Genomic DNA, 19,993 nt, shown 5'->3' with positions numbered 1-19,993 from the left:
AGGCGAATCGCTGTGTTGCTTTCGGGATTCGGCTTCGGTCACATACGGAGGTATGTTCCCTTCAGACCTTACCCTCAGCGCCTTGCGCTTCATCCTTTCTGCAAAGTCAAGACAATCTTGCTAGCAAGATTGTGAGACTGTTGACTTTTGCAACAGTCTCATTATAGTGCGTCGGTCCTGAGCTCTCGGCAGCGATACCGAGACCAAAGGGAAGATTGTGGTATATTTGCACTATCGGTCACGGCAATGGATATACTATAAGTAGCTATACCCACGTTATTAGAATGCTTATGAGACATAGACTCCTATATATATACAGACCTATCTACCTGCTACTGCTCACGCTGCTTGCCACGCTGCTGGGACTGGAGGCGCAGTCCGCAGCCAATGCTCCGCTTCGTGAGGGACACTGGGCGCGACTCTCTGTGACACGCACTGGCGTGCATAAGGTTACCTTTGCGGCATTGCGAGAGGCGGGCATAGACAACCCCGCCGAGGTGCGTCTCTTCGGGCGAGGCGGAGCGATGCTCAGCGAGGTACTAGAGGATAATAGTTTGCAGCTTACGCCTGTCCCCACCTATGTGGCTGACGAGGCGGTCTACTTCTACGCTACGGGAACGACCGAGTGGATCCCTGAGGTGTCGCAGCAGACCTTCCGCCATCAGCAAAACATCTATAGCAATAAGGGGTACTACCTAGCGACGGACCGTACGGATCTGCCAGCACACCATATCGACTCTCAGGGTGCGCAGCAGGCTACGGAGACGGCTGTGCGAACGAGCTTCTTGGCGCATGTGGTGCATGAGGAGGATCGCCACTCGCTGCGTGCCTCGGGACGTAAGCTCTTTGGCGAGCCGATCGGGGGGCATCCGCTCTCGGTATCGCTCTCGCTACCGACGCCATTGATGCCAGCAGCCGAGGGACAGCTGGGCGTGGCTTATGTGGGGCTACCAGACAAAGATCAGACGCTGGAGCTGACGGTGCGGCTAGGTGGTGAGACGTACCGAGATATCATCAAGCGGAGTGAGGATGGCTCCACGAGTACCTATCTGGCGGGGATCTATCACGCTAAACGCTTTGCTACCCACCTGACCTCTGAGGCTCAGAGCGTGGAGGTACAGCTGCAAGTGTCGCCAGCGGGACGACCTACTTATCTAGACTATGTGACACTGGTGGCGCCTGTCGCTTTGCAGTATGGGGGCAAGGGGCAGTTGTCCTTTCGCAACTTCTCCGCCACCCCTGGAGCAGTGGCGCAGCATCGCATCGGGGTGAGTGGCGCAGCGAGCACTTTGCAACTATGGGGTCGTACCGCTGAGGGGCTGGTGACGAGCTTGTCCGTGGCAGAGCAGGGTGGAGCCTTGACCTTTACGGGAGCGGTGACAGACGGGGCGGGGCGTCCTGTGGAGTACACGCTCTTTGCCCCTGCGGACGCTTACCCTGTGGAGCAGGTGGTGACACTGCCTCACGGAGGGGTGCGTCTAGACACGGTGCCGGACTATCTGATGATCACGACCGAAGCATTGCGCCCCGCAGCGGAGCGCTTGGCCATTTACCACAGAGAGCACTCGGGGCTACGGGTGCAGGTGGTGACGCAGCAGGAGCTTTTTGACGAATACAATGGCGGTACGCCCGATGCAACGGCTTATCGCTTGATGCTCTGGGACTATAAGCAGCGCTATGAGGCGAAGCATGGTGCGGGCAGCTACCACCCGCTGCTGCTTCTGATGGGCGATGGTGCCTATGACAATCGTAAGGTGTCGCAAGACTGGAGCGCACGGGACTTTCAGCTGACGGAGTTTTTGCTGACTTATCAGGGGGAGAACTCGACGAATGTCTACAGCTACTCGACGGACGACTACTTTGGTCTCCTCTCGGAGGGGCAGCGTGGTGTCGGTGTCGGTGCGCAGACGCTCTCGGTGGGTATCGGTCGTCTGCCGGTACGAACACTGGCGGAGGCTGAGGCGGTAGTGGATAAAATAATCCGCTACGATAGCGAGCAGGTGCCAGGCGTGTGGCGTACGCGTGCTTGCTATGTAGCGGACAATATGGATGGCTACTCGCACCTAAGCCAAGCAGACCGCATTGCTCAGCTTATGGAGCGGTTGCAGCCAGAGCTGATCGTCTCTAAAGTCTATATGGATGCCTATGCACACAAGAATGTGGGCGGGCGTACCTCGGTGCCAGATGCGCGTCGCAAGCTGATGGACGAGTTACAGAAGGGGCTGCTCCTCCTAGACTATACGGGACACGGGGGCCCCGCAGCGTGGAGCGATGAGCAGATCTTGACGCAGGCGGATATCGTACGCTTTGACTATCCCCACCTGCCAGTCTGGATCACGGCGACCTGTGACTTTACCAACTATGACCATCCGCAGACCTCGGCTGGGGAGTCGGCCATGCTCAATCCGACCAGTGGGGCTATCGCGCTTTACACGACTACGCGCGTGGTGATGGATGTAGCTAATGAGCAGATGAATAGGGCACTGCATGAGAGTCTCTTTACGCCTCAAGCGGATGGATTCCTCCGCCCTATGGGCATTGTGATGCGTGATGCCAAGAATGCACTCACAAATGACACGACGAATAAGTTGAACTTCTTCCTACTCGGCGATCCGGCTCTGCGCCTTCGTATGCCAGCCTACGAGACGGTTATCACGGAGCTGGCGGGTGTATCGCTCGACAATCTCTCGGAGGGGGAAGCGGTACCGCTCCACGCCATGGATAGTGTGCAGGTGCGGGGCTACGTGGCGAGCAGTCAGGGGGTCGTGCAGGGTGACTTTACAGGCCGGCTCTTTGTGACGGTCTTTGATGCTAAGGCTCAGGTCAAGACGCACATCGACAATGCCCCTGACAAAGATCCTGACGAGATACGGACCTTCGAGGATTACTCGGGAATGCTCTATGCGGGTATTGCGGAGGTAAAAGAGGGACACTTTGACTTCTCCTTTGTGGTGCCTAAAGACCTCCCATATAGCGGGGGCAATGGTAAGATCAACCTCTATGCTTACAGTGACGCGAAGGGTAGCGAGCCATACGAAGCGATGGGCGTGAGCCATGCGATCTGTGTCAAGCCTGGAGTGGGTGAGCACAGTGTGGTCGATACGATACCGCCAGAGATACGGGAGCTATACCTAGGTCATCCGAACTTCTCGATGGAGAACCCGATCGGCTCGACACCGCTCTTCGTTGCCACGCTGGCTGATGCCTCGGGGATCAACCTTTCGGGAACGGGCGTAGGACACAACATGACGCTGGTTGTCGATGGTCGTGAGGACTTGACCTTTAATCTCAACAGCAGCTACACCGCCTCTGAGATGGAGGCGGGTGTGGGGCGGGTACTTTACCTGCTACCGGAGCTGCCCGATGGCGACCATACAGCGACCTTTACGGTATGGGACGTGTGCAACAATGTGACGGTGCGTAGCTTCGCCTTCCGTGTGCGTGCTGGCCAAGCACCGGCGGTGGTCGAGAGCCGTGCTCGTCCTGGGGTCTTGACGGCTGATGATCCGCTGATTGTGGAGGTGTACAACAATGCGCCAGGCGTGGAGGTCGATGTGACTATCGAGCTGTACGACTATCGTGGTGCGCTCGTTGCGCTCTCGCCACAGATGGTGGCCCGCTCTGGCTACGATACGCCTGCTCTGATACGCTGGGAGCCTAAGCTACAGTCGGGTGGTGCCTTGCTGCCGGGGCTTTACATCTACCGCTTGCGGATGACGCAGGGTGACTCGGTGCCGGCCTACACTTCGGGCAAGATCGTGGTGCGCTAAGCCTATCTGACCAAACAATCCGTTTCGTTATGCAAGCTGATCTTTTAGCACTGGTCACGGGCTCGACGCCTTTCGTAGCGGTGGTGGTGATGGCGCTCCTTGTGGCGATCAATCCTTGTCCACTGGCGACGGTGGTCTCCTCGCTGCTCTTCTTGACGGGACGGCAGACGAGTAGACGGCAGGGGTGGTGGATCGCTACGCTCTATGCTCTGGGGCGTGCGCTGCTCTACTTCTCGCTGGGGTTGCTCTCGGCCTGGCTCTTGCGTACGAGCATTCAGACGCTCCAGATACAAGAGCAGATCCTGTACGGCTTGGAGCATTGGCTGGGACCACTGATTATCCTGCTGGGGGTATTGCTCTGGCTGTTTGGCCGTCACGACCATCACGACCATGAGGGGCATCATCATGAGGCGGAGCCAACGCATCCAGCGAAAGATCCTGATCATGAGCAGAGGCAACCGCTAGAGCGACAGGGCGCGTGGAGCTGGCGAGCCCTCTGGCTGGGCTTTAGCTCGGCTCTCTTCTTCTGCCCCGCTACGGGGCTGATCTACTTCGGTATGCTGGTGCCTATGACTGCTCAGACGGGGGGTGCTGTGGGGCTGCTCTATCTAGGACTCTTTGCGCTCCTGACGGCTAGTATCGCTTATCCCGTCTATGGTCTGATACGGATGGGGATGAGTCGCTTAGCGCGTTTCGCTGGCGGTATGCAGCGGTGGCGCAAGTGGCTCAATGTGGGGGTCTCGCTTCTTTTTATTGTGATGGGCGTTGTGATCACGCTCGTTCACCTACTGCATGGTCATTAGTCGGCTACACTAGTCGGATCTTTGTAGAGCTTGATGAAGCAGTGCGTGGCGAGGACCACGTCGTGGCGAGACTTGAGCTGGTAAAGGATCTCTAGTCCCTCGCGACCCCACAGGAGCTTGCTGTAAAGCGTCTCTAGGCTGATGCGTGTCTGTAGCGGGTCGGCTTGGTAGTGCGAGATGAGGTAGTTGATGCCTTGGCGCATGGTGCAGAAGCGTCGCTTGCTCCAGAGGCTCTCACTGGGCAACTGATAGTGCTGCAGGTCGTGTGCTAGGACCGCTAGGTGGAAGGCGAGGCTATGCCCCACGATCATCTGCGTAGTCTCTAGGTCTCTGAGGAATAGCTCTAGCACCGCTTGGGGTGGCTCGCCATGCCCCGCGACAAACTCGGTCGTCAGCTGGTGGTAGTCGGTCGCTTCGCTCGTGATCGGCACGCCACTGAGTAGTAGATGGTCTTCGCTGCGCACGACGCGTAGCTCGTCGTCTAGGAGAAGCCACGAGAGACTCGCCAGGAGCGGTGTGTCGATGGCGGAGAGCTGTGTCTCATCGAGCGTGTCATGCAGATAGCATACGGTCTCGGTGTCTACCACCAGGTAGCGGGGCGTGGCACCCTCGGGTGCTGTGCTGAGCTGCAGGAGCGGTGACTCCTCGATGCTGAGCGCACAATGCGAGGCGAAGTCGCGCTCTATGCCTTTGTAGACTGGGTTGTGCTTGCGCAGTCGCTTACGGCCGAAGGTGGTGATGCCACAAGCTAAGATCAGTAAGAGCAGGAGGTCAACCCAAGTCATAGCTTAGTTGAGGGTCAGGCGAGGGCATTGGGTCTCGCCCGCTTTACTTATTAAGGCTCTCCTCGATGATGCGACGATCGCGTGCGATCGCTGGCGCAGCTTGCTCCTTAGGTATGAAGGCCCAGTTGTTGTAGCGAGGCGGTGTGAGCGGCTGGTGCTTTCTTGCCCACTCGATGAGGTGATAGCGTAGGTCGTGAGGCGAAACCCAAACGATGCGTTGGCGTAGCTCTTCGGGCGAAAGACCAGCACCTTGCGTCAAGTGGCCACCACCACCGATAGCTCGGTAAGAGTTGACCGCCACCGTGTAGACGCTATCGGGAGAGAAGGGGCGTCCGTCAGACAGTTGCTCGATGATCACTCGCTCGCCTTGAGCTTTGCGCAGATCCACTGTGTAGTCGATACCGGCCGCTGCGCTGAAGTTAAAGGTGGGCTTGACCGTTGGGAAGCGTTGCTCGGCAGATTGATCCTTTAGATAGAGCAGATGCTCGCCCGTGTTGGCGTCGGGACCGCACCACAAGCCGTAAGAGTACTCTAGGTAGTTCTGTATCTCTTGCCCTGAGAGGCGCAGCTTGTAGAGATAGTTCTCATAAGGGTAGATGTCGAAGAAGTTTCGTACCCGTAGCGTGTCAGCAGGCTGTGACAAAGAGAGACGATGCGGTGCGGAGAAGGAGATGTCTGCCTCGCTCAAGTCTAGCTGTAGCTGGTGAAGCAGAGAGATATAAGCGGAAGGTCCGAAGAGCGCGTCCACGCCTACTAGTGGCTCTGTGAGCTGTGTGATAGGCTCTGCGATAAAGCTTCGCACCGTGTCGGCAAAGTCTGAGAAGTAACTAACGAAAGCGGAGTCTGCCGGTACGGAAGCCATTGAGACGATCTCACCCTGGAGTTTTTTTTCGATCACTTTGTCGCCTTGCTTGGTGATGGCGACCGTCACGTCCGCCACGTTTCTCGCATGGCTCCCAGGATTGATCAGCAGGACGGGAGAGCCTGACGGACTCTGCACGGTCGTCTGATTAGCCTGATGATCGTGTCCGTAGAGGATCAAGTCAATGCCAGAGACCGTACGAGCCATCTGGAGGGCAACGTCTTCCTTTCCCTGTCCATCGCCTAGCCCCGAGTGCATCAGGACTATGAGCAGGTCGGGATGGACATGCTCTTGGATCGTAGGGATCCACTCATGTGCGGTGGCGATCGGGTCGGCAAAGGTCATCCCCTCGTAAGAGGACTGGGGGATCCACTGCGGCACAGCTGGCGTGATCAGCCCGAGAACGGCTACCTTGACCCCATCGACCGTGTGGACGCTGTAAGGCGAGTAGTAAGGCTTACCCTTGAGGGGCCCATCGCTGTGTATGATGTTGGCGGCTAGCAGCGGTGTCGCCATGTCGCGTTGCCAGCGGTGGTAGACGCTCGGCGTAGCCTCTAGATCATGGTTGCCCACGACGGCTGCATCGTAGCCCAGCAGCGTCATAGCGTCAGAGACGAAGTGCGTGCGCACGGTGTCGACGAAGTTGGAGTAGTAGACCGCTGCATTACCTTGTAGCACATCGCCTCCGTCGAAGAGTAGCGTGCTCGCTGGATACTCTTTCCTCACTTGAGCCACATAAGTAGAGACACGCGCCAGTCCGCTAGGCGTGCAGCTGTCCTGGACAAAGTCGTAGCCCAGTATGTTGCCGTGCACATCGGTCGTATGTAGGATGCGAAGCGTGTGCGTCTCCCGCTCCGCCTTCTTGCAACTAGCGAAGCTCCCCAGCAGGAGGAGCGTAGCAAGACAATAAAGTAGGGTACGATGCTGAAGTTTGATCATAACGTGAGGGGCTTTCTAGTGACTACTTGTCTGTGAGGTAAGGGTTGTACTGGTAGATATTGCGAATGAGGCGCACGACACGCAGGGCATCCTCTATCTCCACCGCCTGAGCAGTCGGGTCGCCCAGCAGAGCGCGTGCTGTGTGGTCGATGACGAAGTGATGGTTTTGCGCGGAGCCGCTATAGGCTCCGTAGGCGTTGCCAGGCTCGCTCTCGCCTAGGTCGGGGCGGTCGTAGCCGTCGATGATGCAGTGCGTTAGTTTGTTCATAAAGGGGCCATCGAGGACGATGCACCCACGCTCGCCTAGCACCGTGAGGCGCACCCCGCAGTTGGTCCCGTAGACTGCTGTCGAGTAGGTCAGCAGGCCCGACGTATCTTGCGGGAAGGTGAGCTGCACTACGCCCGAGTCCTCAAAGTCTACCATCGTCTGGTGGTTGTAATTGTAGAAGCTCCCGCCCTGCACCTCAGGCATGCCGAAGCACCAGATCAGTAGATCGAGGAAGTGTGAGTACTGCGTGAAGAGCGTCCCGCCGTCTAGCTTGAGGTCGCCATGCCAGCGACGAGGCAGGTAGTAACGCTCGTCACGATTCCAGAGACACTGCAGCTCGATCTGGTAAAGCTTGCCGAGTCGCCTCTCTTCGATCACCTGGTGTAGCCAAGCTGAGACAGGCGTAAAGCGGTTTTGCAGGACACTATATAGGTGACAGCCGTGTGCCTTCGCTAGGGCGATCAGCTCCTCGCCCTCATCGGGGTGTAGTACAGCGGGCTTCTCGATGAGGAGCGACTTGCCCGCCTTGATCAGCTCAAGAGCAATAGGGTAGTGCAGCCCGTTGGGGACGCAGATCGATGCCACATCAAAGGTGTCTCCCCCACGCTCCAGTAGCTCCTCGACGCTTGGATAAAAGGGTACCTCAGCAAACTGCGCAGCGCCACACTCCGAAGCGGGCAGCACGTCGACCATCCCGGCCAACTGCGTCTGCGGGTGCTTCGAGATATGCTCCATGTGTCGACGGCCAATATGTCCACACCCCACGACGACCCAGCGGAGGGGGCTGTGGAGTGGCGTAGGCGATGAGGTCGTTAGGTCGCTGTGCTTTGCTGTCATAATGGGGAAGGGAAGCTTTTATAGTAGAAATTGTCTGATTCGCTCGCAGATCTCTCTAACCTGCAAGTAGAAGGTCGTCGGGGCTATTGGTAGCGAGAGCATTGTCTTCTGGAGCTCCTCCGCTACGGGACAGGAAGCCTCAGAGGAGCTGGCGTTGTAGGCCGCTATCTGGTGAAGCATCTGCGGGTAGTAGACCCGAGCGTCGATGCCCGCTGTGCGCAGTTCGTTGAGTAGTCCGTCTCGCTTGTCAGAGGGTACGCAGATTGTGTAGAGGTAGAGTGCTTCGGGCCGGACCCCACTACGCCACGGACGTCTCACCATCGGGAGCTCGGCCAGCAACTCGTCGTAGCGGTCGGCTAGCAAGCTACGTCGTCGATTCGCCTCTTCCAGGTGACCTAGCTTAACCCGTAGCACGGCTGCTTGGAGCGCATCGAGACGGCTGTTGTAGCCACACCGCTCGTACTGGTATCGTGTGCGCTGTCCGTGGTTGGCCAGTTGGCGCAAACGCTCCGCCAACTGTTGGTCATGCGGTACGAAAGCAGCGCCCCCATCGCCCATACAGCCTAGTGGCTTCGTCGGAAAGAAGCTCGTTGTGCCGATCGTAGCTCGTGTGCCTAGCGGTATAGGAGTCCTTAAGCACCCCGAAACTTCCTCGACTACGCCCCCCATCCCCTGTGCATTGTCCTCAATCCACGGAATCTGATGTCGCTTGCAGAAGTGCGCCAGCTCGTCTGCGGGGCAGGGCATACCATACATATTGACCGCTATGAGTGCCACCGTACGAGGGGTGAGCAGCGACTCCAGATAGTCTGGCGAGCCATTCATCTGAAAGGAGACACGCCCATCGCTACTCAGCGAGGGCATCACGTCAGCCCAGACAGGTCGGAGTCCTAGATGACAGACCGCCTCGGCAGCCGCCACATAGTTGTGTGTGGCGACGATTACCTCGCCACCACGTGGCAGATCTAGCGCAGCCAGAGCCAGCAGAAGTGCATCGCTCCCGTTGCCACAGCAGATGACACTCCACGGAGCCAGCCCTAGGTAGTACGCCAGCTCCTCCTCAAAGGCATGCACCTCCTCACCGCCAATGTAGCCGCCCGAGGCGACAACCCTCCCGATACTCCTATCAAGCTCAGCTTGGTAGGGGCTATGTTCTTCGGGGAGGTTGACTAGAGGAATGCGCATGTCGCTGTGAGGCTAGACCAGTTTGCTACCAGGAGCTATCGTGTCAGGTAGCGTGACCACCTGTAGCTGTCCCGTCTTGTAGTCCTCGACCGAGAGGATCATACCTTGCGACTCGACGCCACGTATCTTGCGCACAGGGAGGTTGGCAACGAAGGCAACCGTCTTGCCAACCAGCTCCTCCGGCTTGTAATACTGAGCGATACCCGAGACGATCGTTCGTCCGCCCATGCCATCATCGATGGAGAAGCGTAAGAGCTTGTCCGCCTTAGGAACCTTCTCGCAAGCTAGGATACGGCCTGCACGCATATCGCTCTTGGTAAATGTGTCAAACGGCACATCCTCCAGCAGAGCTTCAGGGTGACGGTTCTGCTCCTCGTTGAGCTTCTTGATCGCAGCGAGCTTGTCGAGCTGTGCTTGGATCACCTCGTCCTCAATCTTGTCAAAGAGCAACTCGGGCGTACCCAGCTGATGCCCCTCGGGAAGTAGATCTGTAGCTCCAAAGCGGGAGAAAGCAAAACCTCCCTCCTCAACTTGTAGCATACTGAGGAGTCGACGGGTGGAGAAGGGGGTAAAGGGCGCAAAAGCAATCGACAGATTACCCACCAGCTGCAAAGCTAAGTGCAGGATCGTAGCGACACGGTCGGGGTCGCTCTTGATCACCTTCCAGGGCTCTGTGTCAGCGAGGTACTTATTGCCGATGCGGGCTAGCTGCATAGCGGTCTTGAGCGCCTCTCTAAAGTGGAAGTGCTCTAGCTGATCATCTAGCTCTGCTGGTATGGCAGCCACCTCTCGGAGCATCTCCTCGTCGATCTCTGTGAGATGACCCAGCGGAGGTACCTTGCCATCGAAGTACTTGTGCGTCAGCACCAAGGCGCGGTTCACAAAGTTGCCGTAGATAGCGACCAACTCATTATTATTACGTGCTTGGTAGTCACGCCATGTGAAGTCATTGTCCTTGGTCTCAGGCGCATTCGCTGTCAAGACATAGCGTAGTACGTCTTCCTTGCCGGGCATCTCGTCGAGATACTCGTGGAGCCAGATCGCCCAGTTGCGACTGGTCGAGATCTTGTCGCCCTCGAGGTTGAGGAACTCGTTGGCCGGTACGTTGTCTGGCAGATTAAACGAACCCTCTGCCTTTAGCATGGCGGGGAAGATGATGCAGTGGAAGACGATGTTGTCCTTGCCGATGAAGTGGATCAGGCGGGTCTCGGGGTCGCACCACCAGGTGCGCCAGCTGTCAGGGAGTAGCTCCTTCGTATTGGATATGTAGCCGATAGGCGCGTCAAACCATACGTAGAGCACCTTGCCCTCAGCACCTTGGAGCGGTACGGGTATACCCCAGTCTAGGTCTCGCGTCACGGCACGTGGCTGAAGTCCTAGGTCTAACCAGCTCTTGCACTGACCATAGACGTTGGGCTTCCACTCTTTGTGCCCCTCAAGTATCCACTCGCGGAGGAAGCTCTCGTAGTCACCCAGCGGCAGGTACCAGTGCTTCGTCTCGCGTAGCTCAGGCTTAGCCCCTGAGATAGCACTATGAGGATCGATCAGATCGGTCGCTGAGAGGGAGGTGCCGCACGCCTCGCACTGGTCGCCATAGGCGCGCTCGTTGTGGCAATGCGGGCAGGTACCTGTGATGTAGCGGTCTGCGAGAAATTGCTTAGCCTCAGGGTCGTAGTACTGCTCCGAGGTCTGCTCGATCAGCTTGCCCGACTCGTAGAGCTTGGTAAAGAATGCGCTCGCCGTCTTCTCGTGTGTCTCGGAGGTGGTGCGCGAATAGATGTCGAAGTCGATGCCTAGGCGAGCGAACGACTCCTTGATCAAGGCGTGGTAGCGATCTACTACCTCTTGGGGGGAGACGCCCTCGGCTTTTGCCTTGATGGCGATAGGTACTCCGTGCTCATCGCTACCACCGATGAAGAGGACCTCGTCGCCCTTCATACGCTTGTAGCGAACGTATATGTCGGCAGGAACGTAGACTCCTGCTAGGTGTCCGATATGTACAGGCCCATTGGCATAAGGGAGGGCCGTAGTGACTAAAGTGCGTTTGAATTGTTGCGTACTCATAAAGTTCTTATGATGATTAACGGCTTAGCGCCGATGTCTACCACAAAGGTAGCAAAAATGAGACTGTTGCGAGGGTTTCCAAAAGATTTCCAAGCTTGGAAAAATAAATTTCCAAGGGAGGAAAATAAAATTTCCAGCGTTGGAAAACTTTCTTTCCAGCGTTGGAAAGTTTCCGTTCCCACGTAGGAAACGAAAATTCATACATGTAGGTTCTCAGGAGAGTCCGCTTTTTCGGGACGAATCGGCTAGGAGTTAGAGGCTTTTGGCGCAGGGGTATTGGGGAAGAGTGCCTTTAATACTTGCGTCATAGTGCGTCGGGTGTTGCCTCGATGGCGCATATTGTTGGCGAGGATGGAGACGCAGTAGGTGTGGCCGTTGTAGCTGACGTAGCCTGCATAGTTTTGCACGCCTCGTATGGAGCCGCTCTTGAAGTAAGCGGTGAGCTGCGATGCTGGGAGCAAATTGCGGACAGTGCCCTCACGACCCACTTGAGGCAGGGAGAGGATGAATGGATCTGAGACAGGTAGCGGTAGCTGGAAGACTTGTCGCAAGGCGGCGGTCAGCGCATAGGGTGAGAGCTTGCTGCGGGGGGATAGTCCAGAGCCGTCGTAGAGCTCCAGCTCGTCAGCCGAGAGGGAGCAAGTCTCCCGCCAGTAGTTCATCTCTTGCCGCAGGGCTTCGGTCGTTGAGATACATCCGCCCTGCTGTATGGCACCAAAGCGGTTGCCTATGCTACGGAGGAGAGCCTCGGCGTAGAGGTTGACACTGTGATAGTTGCAGGTGCGTATCAGCTCGCTCAGATGCGGACTTAGGTAGATGTCTAGTAGGGTGGTGAGTGTCGGAGCGGACTTGTCATAATAGGCGACACTCTGGCATTCGGCGAGCTCTATGCCACGTCGCTGTAGATGCTCGGCTAGCTGCAGTGCCAGTGCCATCGCGGGGTTGCTTAGGTCGCAGGCGATGACCTGTCGCCTAGAGCTGCCACGCGCTAGGCGACCCGAGAGACGGCGTGTGGTGCGGGAGTCGCGGTCTGCTGAGATGGCTAGTTGATTGCCACGCTTGACCAACTGTATGTTCATCTGCCACGCATGACCTGGTGTGGAGGGGTGGAGGAAGGTGGGTGCCTTAGCTCCTTTTGCCACCTCCTGTGCGGAGATGCCGACCTGCATGATGTTGTCGCAGAGATTGACTCCATAGAGAGCTGGAGCGTAGCGCCGGCCCCAGTCCTCTCGGGGCCATGCTTCTAGATAGCCTTCGTCGCAGTAGGCTGAGGCGTCGACGACGATGCGACCTTGTATCTGGCGGATGCCCGCCTTTTGCAGTGCTAGGTAGACCTGATCGTAGAAGATGCCCTTGCGACGTGGGTAATGCTTCGATTCGAGTGAGGGGTCACCATGCCCTACGATGATGAGATCGCCTTTGAGTACGCCATCCTTTGTGATGGAGCCTCTGTAACCGATCTCTGTGGGAAACTGATAGTCGGCACCCAGGGCTATGAGTGCCGTGGCGGAGGAAAAGATCTTGGTCACGGAGGCGGGTGTAAATCGCTCTCTGCTGCGGTAGTCAAGTAGGGGCTTGTCCTCATCGATGCGCCACACGGAGACTCCATAGCGGGCCTCCCCACGCTGCTCGGCTTGTTGCAGTATTTGCACAGCTTGCGTGGTGTCTATGATATCTTGTTGCGCCCTCCCGGACAATGGTAGGAGTAGCAGTAAGAGTAAGGCGTAAAGCGTGGTGGATCGTAGTTGCATCGGTATGGACGGATCAAATGTGACGAGAGCAAAGTGCTTCCGAAGACTCACCTTGCTCTCTTAAGTTACTTCATAAGTTATGTCTGTCTCTCTCAGAGGGGTGGCGATGCACCCGCTTTTAGATTAAAACAGCTGGGAGAGATCTCAAATTATGTGTGCTAATATTTCAGTGCTTGACCTGGGCGCAGCGTAGCTCGTGAGGACATATTGTTTGCCTTGCAGAGGCGGCTCACCGAGACACCCGTCTTCTTAGCAATGTTCGAGAGGGTGTCCCCCTTCTTGACACGATATATACGAGGCGTGTGCGATGCGTTGGAACGGTTTCTCTTCACTTTAGCCTTGTACTTAGCATCATCAGCCTTGCTCTGAGCGTTTCCATCCTCGTAGGCATAGGTCTTATATCCCTTAGGAGCGACAAAGGTGTAGTAGTCGCTCTGGGGTGCTCCTACCTCGAAGTCAATGATCCTAGCGGGGTTGATATCGATGCCTAGGAAGCGGGTCTCAAAGTGCAGGTGTGGTCCTGTGCTACGACCTGTGCTGCCGCCCTTGCCGATGACCTCGCCAGCCCGGACGATCTGTCCCTCCTTGGCGATGCAACGACTCATGTGTCCGTAGACGGTCTCGAGACCGTTGGGGTGACGAATGACGATGTAGTTGCCATAGCCACCACGCTCATAGCCACGGATGCGCACCTTGCCATCGAAGGCAGCTCGTACGTCATCGCCTGTGCGAAGTGCTAGGTCTATGCCCTTGTGCTCGCGACGATAGCGAGCGCGGTAACCATAATTGGATGTGACACGCATCGTACCCTCTAGAGGCATGACGAAGCCCGAGCAGTCGATGTTATATGTAGCGGGGATACGTGGGCTACTTTTACCCGCAAAGGGGTTTACCCAGTCAGTCCACGAGTCTTCGCCATATAGATCTATTGCAGGGTATTCGAGAGCCTCTCTCTCGAGTGCGCGCTCCATCTCAGCGCTGGATATACGTGTACCGGCATCTTTTGCCGTCTCTATAGTGTACCCATCTGCCAGCCAATTCCTATTCAGTAGGGAGTCACGTGATGTTACAACCCTCGTAGGAGACACTGATTTCAGTGGCGGTCGCGTGCTCTTCTGTTGGGGCGATGGTGCTGCAGCCAGCTGAACACAGGCTACAAAGATGAGCCCCACGAAGGCGACAAAGCTTTTTCTCTTACTTGTCATAAAGTCTAGATTGATAAATGATGTGCTTCTGTCGATAGTTTGTGTATTAAAAAACTGATATACAGTAGATAGTGTCTCTTGTGCCCGTCACTTACGGTAGAAAACAATACCTACTTTCCCGCCAAAGGTCGGAATAAATTTCGAAACAGCCAAATTTTAGCTCGACGAATTTATGCCGTTTGACCCCTCAGACTGACAATAAGTGAACGATTCCGAGCCAGAATTATTGTTGAGACGGAACATGGTCGAGGACCAAAAGAGTTTGCCGTGTAGGTGGATCCTAAAAAGAAAAGCCCCCACGTCAGCCTTTGGGACTGGTGTGGGGACTCTCTAATTATGTAGCGGGGTCGGATTACTTCAGACCGAGCTTCTTAGCAATAGCTGCGGGGATAGCGTCACGGTGTACGACGATATTCATCGTGCGGCCTGCTACGTAGTTCTTAGATACGTACCAGATACCATTGTACTTACCGGTCTCACCCCAAGAGTTCTTGATCATATAGAAGATACGACCATTCTGGTTCTTAGCCTTACCGATTATAACCATACCATGGTCGTCGGTGAGGGTGAAGTTGTCGAAGCCCTCCTGACGGAACTCCTGTGTAGGCTCGATCTCGGGGCAGTCAGCGCTATTGATCATACGACGGACCTCAGCAGCCTTGTCGCTGTAGCTCAGGCCGACCCAACGTGCCTGGTCAGAGCCCTTCGTCTCGATAGCATCTACGTCAGCTAGTACGCCGATACCGTCACGTGTGAAGCCTACCTCGCTGACGTCAGCACCCCAAGCGATGGGGTAGCCATTGACGATAGCGTTGTCGATAACCTGCATGAGCTCGTCGATGGGGAGGTTCCATGAGCTAGACCAGCGCCAGTTGTCCTCGATCTCGATGGGGAAGGCGGTGTAGAAGGGGTGGTGTGTGTAGCTCGTCAGTGAGACATAGTCACTAGCCTTGATGCCGAGGCTCTCTGCAAAGCTCTTGGGCGTGTAGCGCTTGCCGTTGTAAGTAAACTCCTTAGGAAGCTCGCCTAGATAGGTGTCTACAACCTTGTCGTAAGCACTCTTCCACGCTGTGGAGAGACGACCATTGTGGTTCTCAACGACAGCGTCGAGCATCCCCTTGAGGACAGCCTCTAGCTCGCTGTGGGCGTTCTTTTTTGTGCCATAGTTGAGACCAGTCATGAGCTCCTCGGGAACAGCTCCGTAGTTGTCGAATACGTAGAGCACGTCGTAGAAAGAACCTCCCTGAGCGAGGTTGCCCTTGCCATGTAGGCGTACATACTTCTCCGCTTTGTCACGATAAGTGTGATTGACGACAAACATATCGGAAAGGTCTACCTCGGGACCACCCTTGCGAAGGATCTCAGACTCGAGGAAGCCAGTCGTAGAGTAAGACCAGCAGGTACCACTGTTTGCCTGATCCTTGATAGAGGTGATGGGTAGCTGCTTGATGATAGTAAACTCGTTGCTCTCGCCTTCTGTCTTGGGAGCCTGAGCGACCATGACGAGACTCGAGAGTAGTGCGATAAGGAGTAGAGAGATTTGTCTCATAGCTTGTTCCTGTTTTATAGTTAGAAAATGAATTGTCAGTGAAGCGGTCGTGAAGACCGTCACAAAGATACGAATAAAAAACTATTGCTGTACGACCTCAACTTCGCAAGTCTCACGAGTAACAATCTGTAAGGACGCACGGCTCGAATACAACTCGTTGGTGCGTCCGTTGTGGAGCCTCGAGACGTGTATTGATGTCAAAGTACTGACACTGTAACTATTGACGGGGAGAATGCACTCTTAACGAAACTCTATCCGAGCATCCCCGAGGAGGTGTGAGCCGGTTGCTTACTTAAATAGTTTGATGGTGAAGCCACAGGTCTTGGGGTTACTATTCCCAGAGTCGGCACAGTGGCTATAGTAGCCCATACGCCAGCCACGATCATTGTTTTCCTGATCGACGGCCCAGTAGTATCCGCTGGTCTTCATGAGACGGATAGAGTCCTTGCCACTCTGCTCATCGTAACGCTTCCAGCCACAAGAGGAGAAGATGCGTACGATGTCCTCTGCGGTAGGCTCCCAAAATGCTGGCTGAGAGACCTCCTCGATGCTCGCCGTCCTTGATACGGGTCGGCATGTTATCTTCATCATCATGCTCACTGGCTATCATCATCGGGGTTGACGATGTATTCATATCTCCATGCTGAGAGTAGGTCGGTACCCTTAAAGCGGATAGCGTAGGTGCCCTTTATCTTGCCAGTAGATGCGGAGTAGTAATCGTTTGTAGAGGTGATCTCTGTACCACGGACCATAACGGTCTCCTCGACATCGCGGAAGTCACAATCGTGGTCAAACTCAACGAAGTTTGGCATACCTCTGTATCGGGGCACGATGGCCTGCCACTCAGCTATCGTGGGAAGGTGATACTGCTTGCCAGCGATCGTGATCGAGGCAAACTTCTCAACAGCCTCTGGGAATGTGAAGTAACCACAGATGTTGTTGGCCTGGGTGGTTACAAAGGCATCGCCAGCTGGATTGACATCGTACTCGGTCACATAGGCTAACGGGAGCTATAGCTGACCAGCCTCACGGTGTATGGTGATCAGCTGTGTGGGACCGGGGTGGGCTGTTACGACAGCCTCGAGTATGAAATCTACTTCATCGCTGCCCTCCTTTACGACGAAGCTCTTCTGAGCATTGTCGATGATGATCTCAGAGGCGTCGCCCTCCTTGAGGCTGATGGTAAATTCGTCTGCCTTGAGTCGTCTCTGATTGATGGCCTCGCCATCGGAACCGATCTGCTCGAGGATACCCTCTATATGACCTGCTCCACCCTTTCCAGGGAATGAGTTTGGGGTAGCTCTGAATGTGGCTCTGTATGTCTCACACTCCGTAGGGTTAGGCTCTGAAGATTTGCAAGAGACCATAAGAGCAATGCACATGAGTAAGGGAAGAATGCGTTTCATAGGATTGTAGATACGTTTGCGTGTAAGTGTAAAGCAAGGGTACTAAACGAATTAGATAAAAGCAAGAGACGCACCGCCTTCATCTGCTGACGGGGACGATGCGTCTCTTGCGTGTGCTGCTTCCTCTATTTGTGAGGCTTAGCGACGCCTATTATTTCTCTTTTGCTTCCTTGCTTGTGCACGACCGAGGCCACCGCTCTGCATCTTGCGCATGACCTTGCTGACCTGGTCAAACTGCTGGATGAGCCTATTGACCTCTGCAACGGAAGTGCCACTACCGTCGGCGATGCGCTTGCGGCGTGAACCATCGAGGAGACTAGGCTTGGCGCGCTCCTCGGGGGTCATGGAGTGGATGATCGCCTCGATACCCTTGAAGGCGTCGTTGCTGATGTCTAGGTCTTTGACCATCTTGCCGACGCCAGGGATCATAGAGACGAGATCCTTGAGGTTACCCATCTTCTTGATCTGAGCGATCTGCGCGAGGAAGTCGTCGAAGTCAAATTGGTTCTTAGCGATCTTTGCCTCTAGACGCTTTGCCTCCTCTTCGTCGTACTGCTGCTGCGCACGCTCGACGAGTGAGACGATATCACCCATGCCGAGGATACGATCGGCCATACGTGAGGGGTGGAAGACCTGCAGCGCCTCCATCTTCTCGCCTGTACCGACGAACTTGATCGGCTTATTGACGACACTGCGTATAGAGAGCGCAGCACCACCACGAGAGTCACCATCGAGCTTGGTGAGGATCACACCGTCGAAGTCGAGTCGCTTGTCAAACTCGGCTGCCGTATTGACCGCATCCTGACCAGTCATGGAGTCTACGACGAAAAGGGTCTCGTCGGGTCGGATCGCCTCCTTGATGCTGCTGATCTCATTCATCATCTCCTCATCGACCGCCAGACGACCTGCGGTATCGATGATGACGGTGTCTAGGCCCTCTTGCTGGGCATGGGCTATCGCATTGCGGGCGATCTGTACGGGATCTTTGCTGTCCGGCTCGCTGTAGACGGTTACGCCGATCTGCTCGCCCAGTACGTGTAGCTGCTGAATAGCAGCGGGACGGTATACGTCACACGCTACGAGGAGTGGCTTGCGCTGCTCCTGCTTCTTGAGCATATTGGCGAGCTTGCCTGAGAAGGTTGTCTTACCAGAGCCCTGCAGTCCTGACATGAGGATGATGGCGGGGCTGCCCTTGAGGTTGATCGCCACCGCCTCACTACCCATTAGTGTGGCCAGCTCGTCATGGACGATCTTGACCATCATCTGCCCCGGATTGACCGCCGTGAGGACGTTCTGACCGAGAGCCTTCTCCTTGACTTGGTTGGTGAAGTCTCGTGCTACGTTGTAGTTGACGTCGGCATCGAGTAGGGCGCGGCGTACATCCTTGAGCGTTTCGGCGACGTTTATTTCGGTAATACTCCCTTGTCCTTTGAGTATTTTGAATGAACGCTCTAGGCGTTCGCTTAGATTTTCAAACATGTTGCTGAGATGATGAGAGGTTTATAGACGATTCGTGTCGCTATCGGGGAAGATGATCTTAGGCTGGAAGGTGCGAGCCTCGTCGTAGTCCATAAGAGCGTAAGACATGATGATGACGATGTCGTCAGGCTGTACGAGACGAGCTGCGGGACCATTGAGACAGATGACCCCGCTGTCGGGCTCACCCGCGATGACGTAGGTGTCGAGGCGGTTGCCGTTGTTGCAGTCTACCACCTGTACGCGCTCTCCTGGTAGTATGCCCACGGCATCCATGAGGGTGCGGTCGATGGTGATACTACCCACGTAGTTGAGGTCAGCCTGTGTGACCCGGACACGATGGATCTTAGATTTGAGTACCTGTATGTACATAGTTTATTGTGTGGATCGCGAGGGGCCTAGCGTAGGTCTACGACCTCAAGCGATTTGTATTCTTGCGGTGCAAAGGTAAAGGATTGTGACGTAATATGCACCTTCGGCTGTATCTTGTGAATGGTGTAAGAGACCTGCTCGCCTAGGTCAAAGTAGAGATCGACTCGCTTAGGAGCCTGACTCTGCTGGTCAAATGTCACCTCATAGTACTTGACTCCTGCGAGTACGTTGGTACCCTGTGTGGGGACAAAGCGGTAAATGACCGTGCCTCGAGGACTCTTGCGCTCGGTGATGCGGTATCGCTGCGAGGTCTGCTGTATATAAGCGAGCGGATTCATCGCCGTGAGGTCTTGCTCAGAGGGAGTCATCAAGGTGTAGGTGCGCTCGCTCTGATTGATGATGCGCAGTGTCGAGCCGTCGAAGGCCACCTCCATGCCGGGCATACTGAGCATAAAGCGACGCCCGTAGAGCCATGTGTAGCCCTCCTGAGGCTTTGCGCCTTGAGAGGTTAGGGTAAAGGTGATAGCGACCCCTTTTTTGACCTGCTGCTCGAACTGTTGGAGTGCTTTGTTTAGGTCAAAGACCGCTTTGCGCTGTCCTTGCAGAGGTGCTATGGCAAAAGCACCACACAGGAACAGAGCGAAGAGCGAACTCAGGAGACGCATTGCAAAGGGCGCAGAGTGTCGCTGGTATGATAAGGAGAGGTTTGGTCTCATTTGAT

The 19,993-nt window shown here is 55.7% G+C and carries 16 protein-coding genes; 2 read left to right on the top strand and 14 right to left on the bottom strand.

Annotated elements, in window-relative coordinates; genetic code table 11:
• The first annotated feature begins 290 nt into the window (after positions 1–290).
• Both porU and RDM37_RS03045 read left to right on the top strand, forming a co-directional pair.
• Positions 291–3,770, top strand: coding sequence for a type IX secretion system sortase PorU (porU, locus tag RDM37_RS03050; protein ID WP_308554890.1), 3,480 nt, complete (start codon positions 291–293; stop codon positions 3,768–3,770).
• 29 nt (positions 3,771–3,799) lie between these two features.
• On the top strand, positions 3,800–4,573 hold the full coding sequence (locus tag RDM37_RS03045; protein WP_308554888.1) for a sulfite exporter TauE/SafE family protein: 774 nt from the start codon (positions 3,800–3,802) through the stop codon (positions 4,571–4,573).
• Here RDM37_RS03045 and RDM37_RS03040 read toward each other — a convergent pair.
• The 14 genes from RDM37_RS03040 to RDM37_RS02975 form a co-directional block, all read right to left on the bottom strand.
• A complete protein-coding gene (locus tag RDM37_RS03040; RefSeq protein ID WP_308554886.1) occupies positions 4,570–5,358 on the bottom strand; it encodes an exonuclease in 789 nt (262 codons plus the stop codon). The two genes, RDM37_RS03045 and RDM37_RS03040, sit on opposite strands and share 4 nt — an antisense overlap.
• A 43-nt stretch (positions 5,359–5,401) precedes the next feature.
• Positions 5,402–7,159, bottom strand: a complete 1,758-nt coding sequence (locus tag RDM37_RS03035) for a bifunctional UDP-sugar hydrolase/5'-nucleotidase (RefSeq protein WP_308554884.1) — start codon at positions 7,157–7,159, stop codon at positions 5,402–5,404.
• Positions 7,160–7,181: 22 nt separating this feature from the next.
• Positions 7,182–8,264: a Gfo/Idh/MocA family oxidoreductase gene (locus tag RDM37_RS03030; RefSeq protein ID WP_308554882.1), complete on the bottom strand. Its 1,083-nt coding sequence runs from the start codon at positions 8,262–8,264 to the stop codon at positions 7,182–7,184.
• A gap of 18 nt (positions 8,265–8,282) precedes the next feature.
• The gene (locus tag RDM37_RS03025) at positions 8,283–9,449 is read right to left on the bottom strand and encodes a DegT/DnrJ/EryC1/StrS family aminotransferase (protein WP_308554880.1); all 1,167 of its coding nucleotides are present in this window, start codon (positions 9,447–9,449) and stop codon (positions 8,283–8,285) included.
• Positions 9,450–9,461: 12 nt separating this feature from the next.
• The gene (gene metG, locus RDM37_RS03020) at positions 9,462–11,513 is read right to left on the bottom strand and encodes a methionine--tRNA ligase (RefSeq protein ID WP_308554878.1); all 2,052 of its coding nucleotides are present in this window, start codon (positions 11,511–11,513) and stop codon (positions 9,462–9,464) included.
• 245 nt (positions 11,514–11,758) lie between these two features.
• Positions 11,759–13,264, bottom strand: coding sequence for a D-alanyl-D-alanine carboxypeptidase/D-alanyl-D-alanine-endopeptidase (dacB, locus tag RDM37_RS03015; RefSeq protein ID WP_308554876.1), 1,506 nt, complete (start codon positions 13,262–13,264; stop codon positions 11,759–11,761).
• A gap of 158 nt (positions 13,265–13,422) precedes the next feature.
• Positions 13,423–14,235 carry a M23 family metallopeptidase gene (locus RDM37_RS03010; RefSeq protein WP_308554874.1) on the bottom strand — a complete coding sequence of 271 codons (813 nt, stop codon included), beginning with the start codon at positions 14,233–14,235 and terminating at the stop codon, positions 13,423–13,425.
• A gap of 586 nt (positions 14,236–14,821) precedes the next feature.
• Entirely contained in the window at positions 14,822–16,018 is a 1,197-nt protein-coding gene (locus RDM37_RS03005) for a C1 family peptidase (RefSeq protein WP_308554872.1), read from the bottom strand.
• A 288-nt stretch (positions 16,019–16,306) separates the two neighbouring features.
• Positions 16,307–16,609, bottom strand: a complete 303-nt coding sequence (locus RDM37_RS03000; RefSeq protein WP_308554870.1) for a hypothetical protein — start codon at positions 16,607–16,609, stop codon at positions 16,307–16,309.
• A gap of 5 nt (positions 16,610–16,614) precedes the next feature.
• Positions 16,615–17,013 carry a hypothetical protein gene (locus RDM37_RS02995; RefSeq protein ID WP_308554868.1) on the bottom strand — a complete coding sequence of 133 codons (399 nt, stop codon included), beginning with the start codon at positions 17,011–17,013 and terminating at the stop codon, positions 16,615–16,617.
• A gap of 15 nt (positions 17,014–17,028) precedes the next feature.
• Positions 17,029–17,424 carry a hypothetical protein gene (locus RDM37_RS02990; protein ID WP_308554866.1) on the bottom strand — a complete coding sequence of 132 codons (396 nt, stop codon included), beginning with the start codon at positions 17,422–17,424 and terminating at the stop codon, positions 17,029–17,031.
• Between the two features lie 138 nt (positions 17,425–17,562).
• Positions 17,563–18,903: a signal recognition particle protein gene (gene ffh / locus RDM37_RS02985; protein ID WP_308554863.1), complete on the bottom strand. Its 1,341-nt coding sequence runs from the start codon at positions 18,901–18,903 to the stop codon at positions 17,563–17,565.
• Positions 18,904–18,924: 21 nt separating this feature from the next.
• Positions 18,925–19,272, bottom strand: coding sequence for an aspartate 1-decarboxylase (gene panD, locus RDM37_RS02980; protein ID WP_308554861.1), 348 nt, complete (start codon positions 19,270–19,272; stop codon positions 18,925–18,927).
• A 26-nt stretch (positions 19,273–19,298) separates the two neighbouring features.
• Positions 19,299–19,988, bottom strand: coding sequence for a hypothetical protein (locus RDM37_RS02975; protein WP_308554859.1), 690 nt, complete (start codon positions 19,986–19,988; stop codon positions 19,299–19,301).
• Positions 19,989–19,993 lie beyond the last annotated feature (5 nt).

Origin of the sequence: uncultured Porphyromonas sp., from assembly GCF_902489635.1 — a bacterium.
In the GTDB taxonomy this organism is placed as follows: domain Bacteria; phylum Bacteroidota; class Bacteroidia; order Bacteroidales; family Porphyromonadaceae; genus Porphyromonas.
The sequence above is the reverse complement of the archived record's forward strand: the minus strand, read 5'-3'. Positions and strand labels throughout refer to the sequence as shown.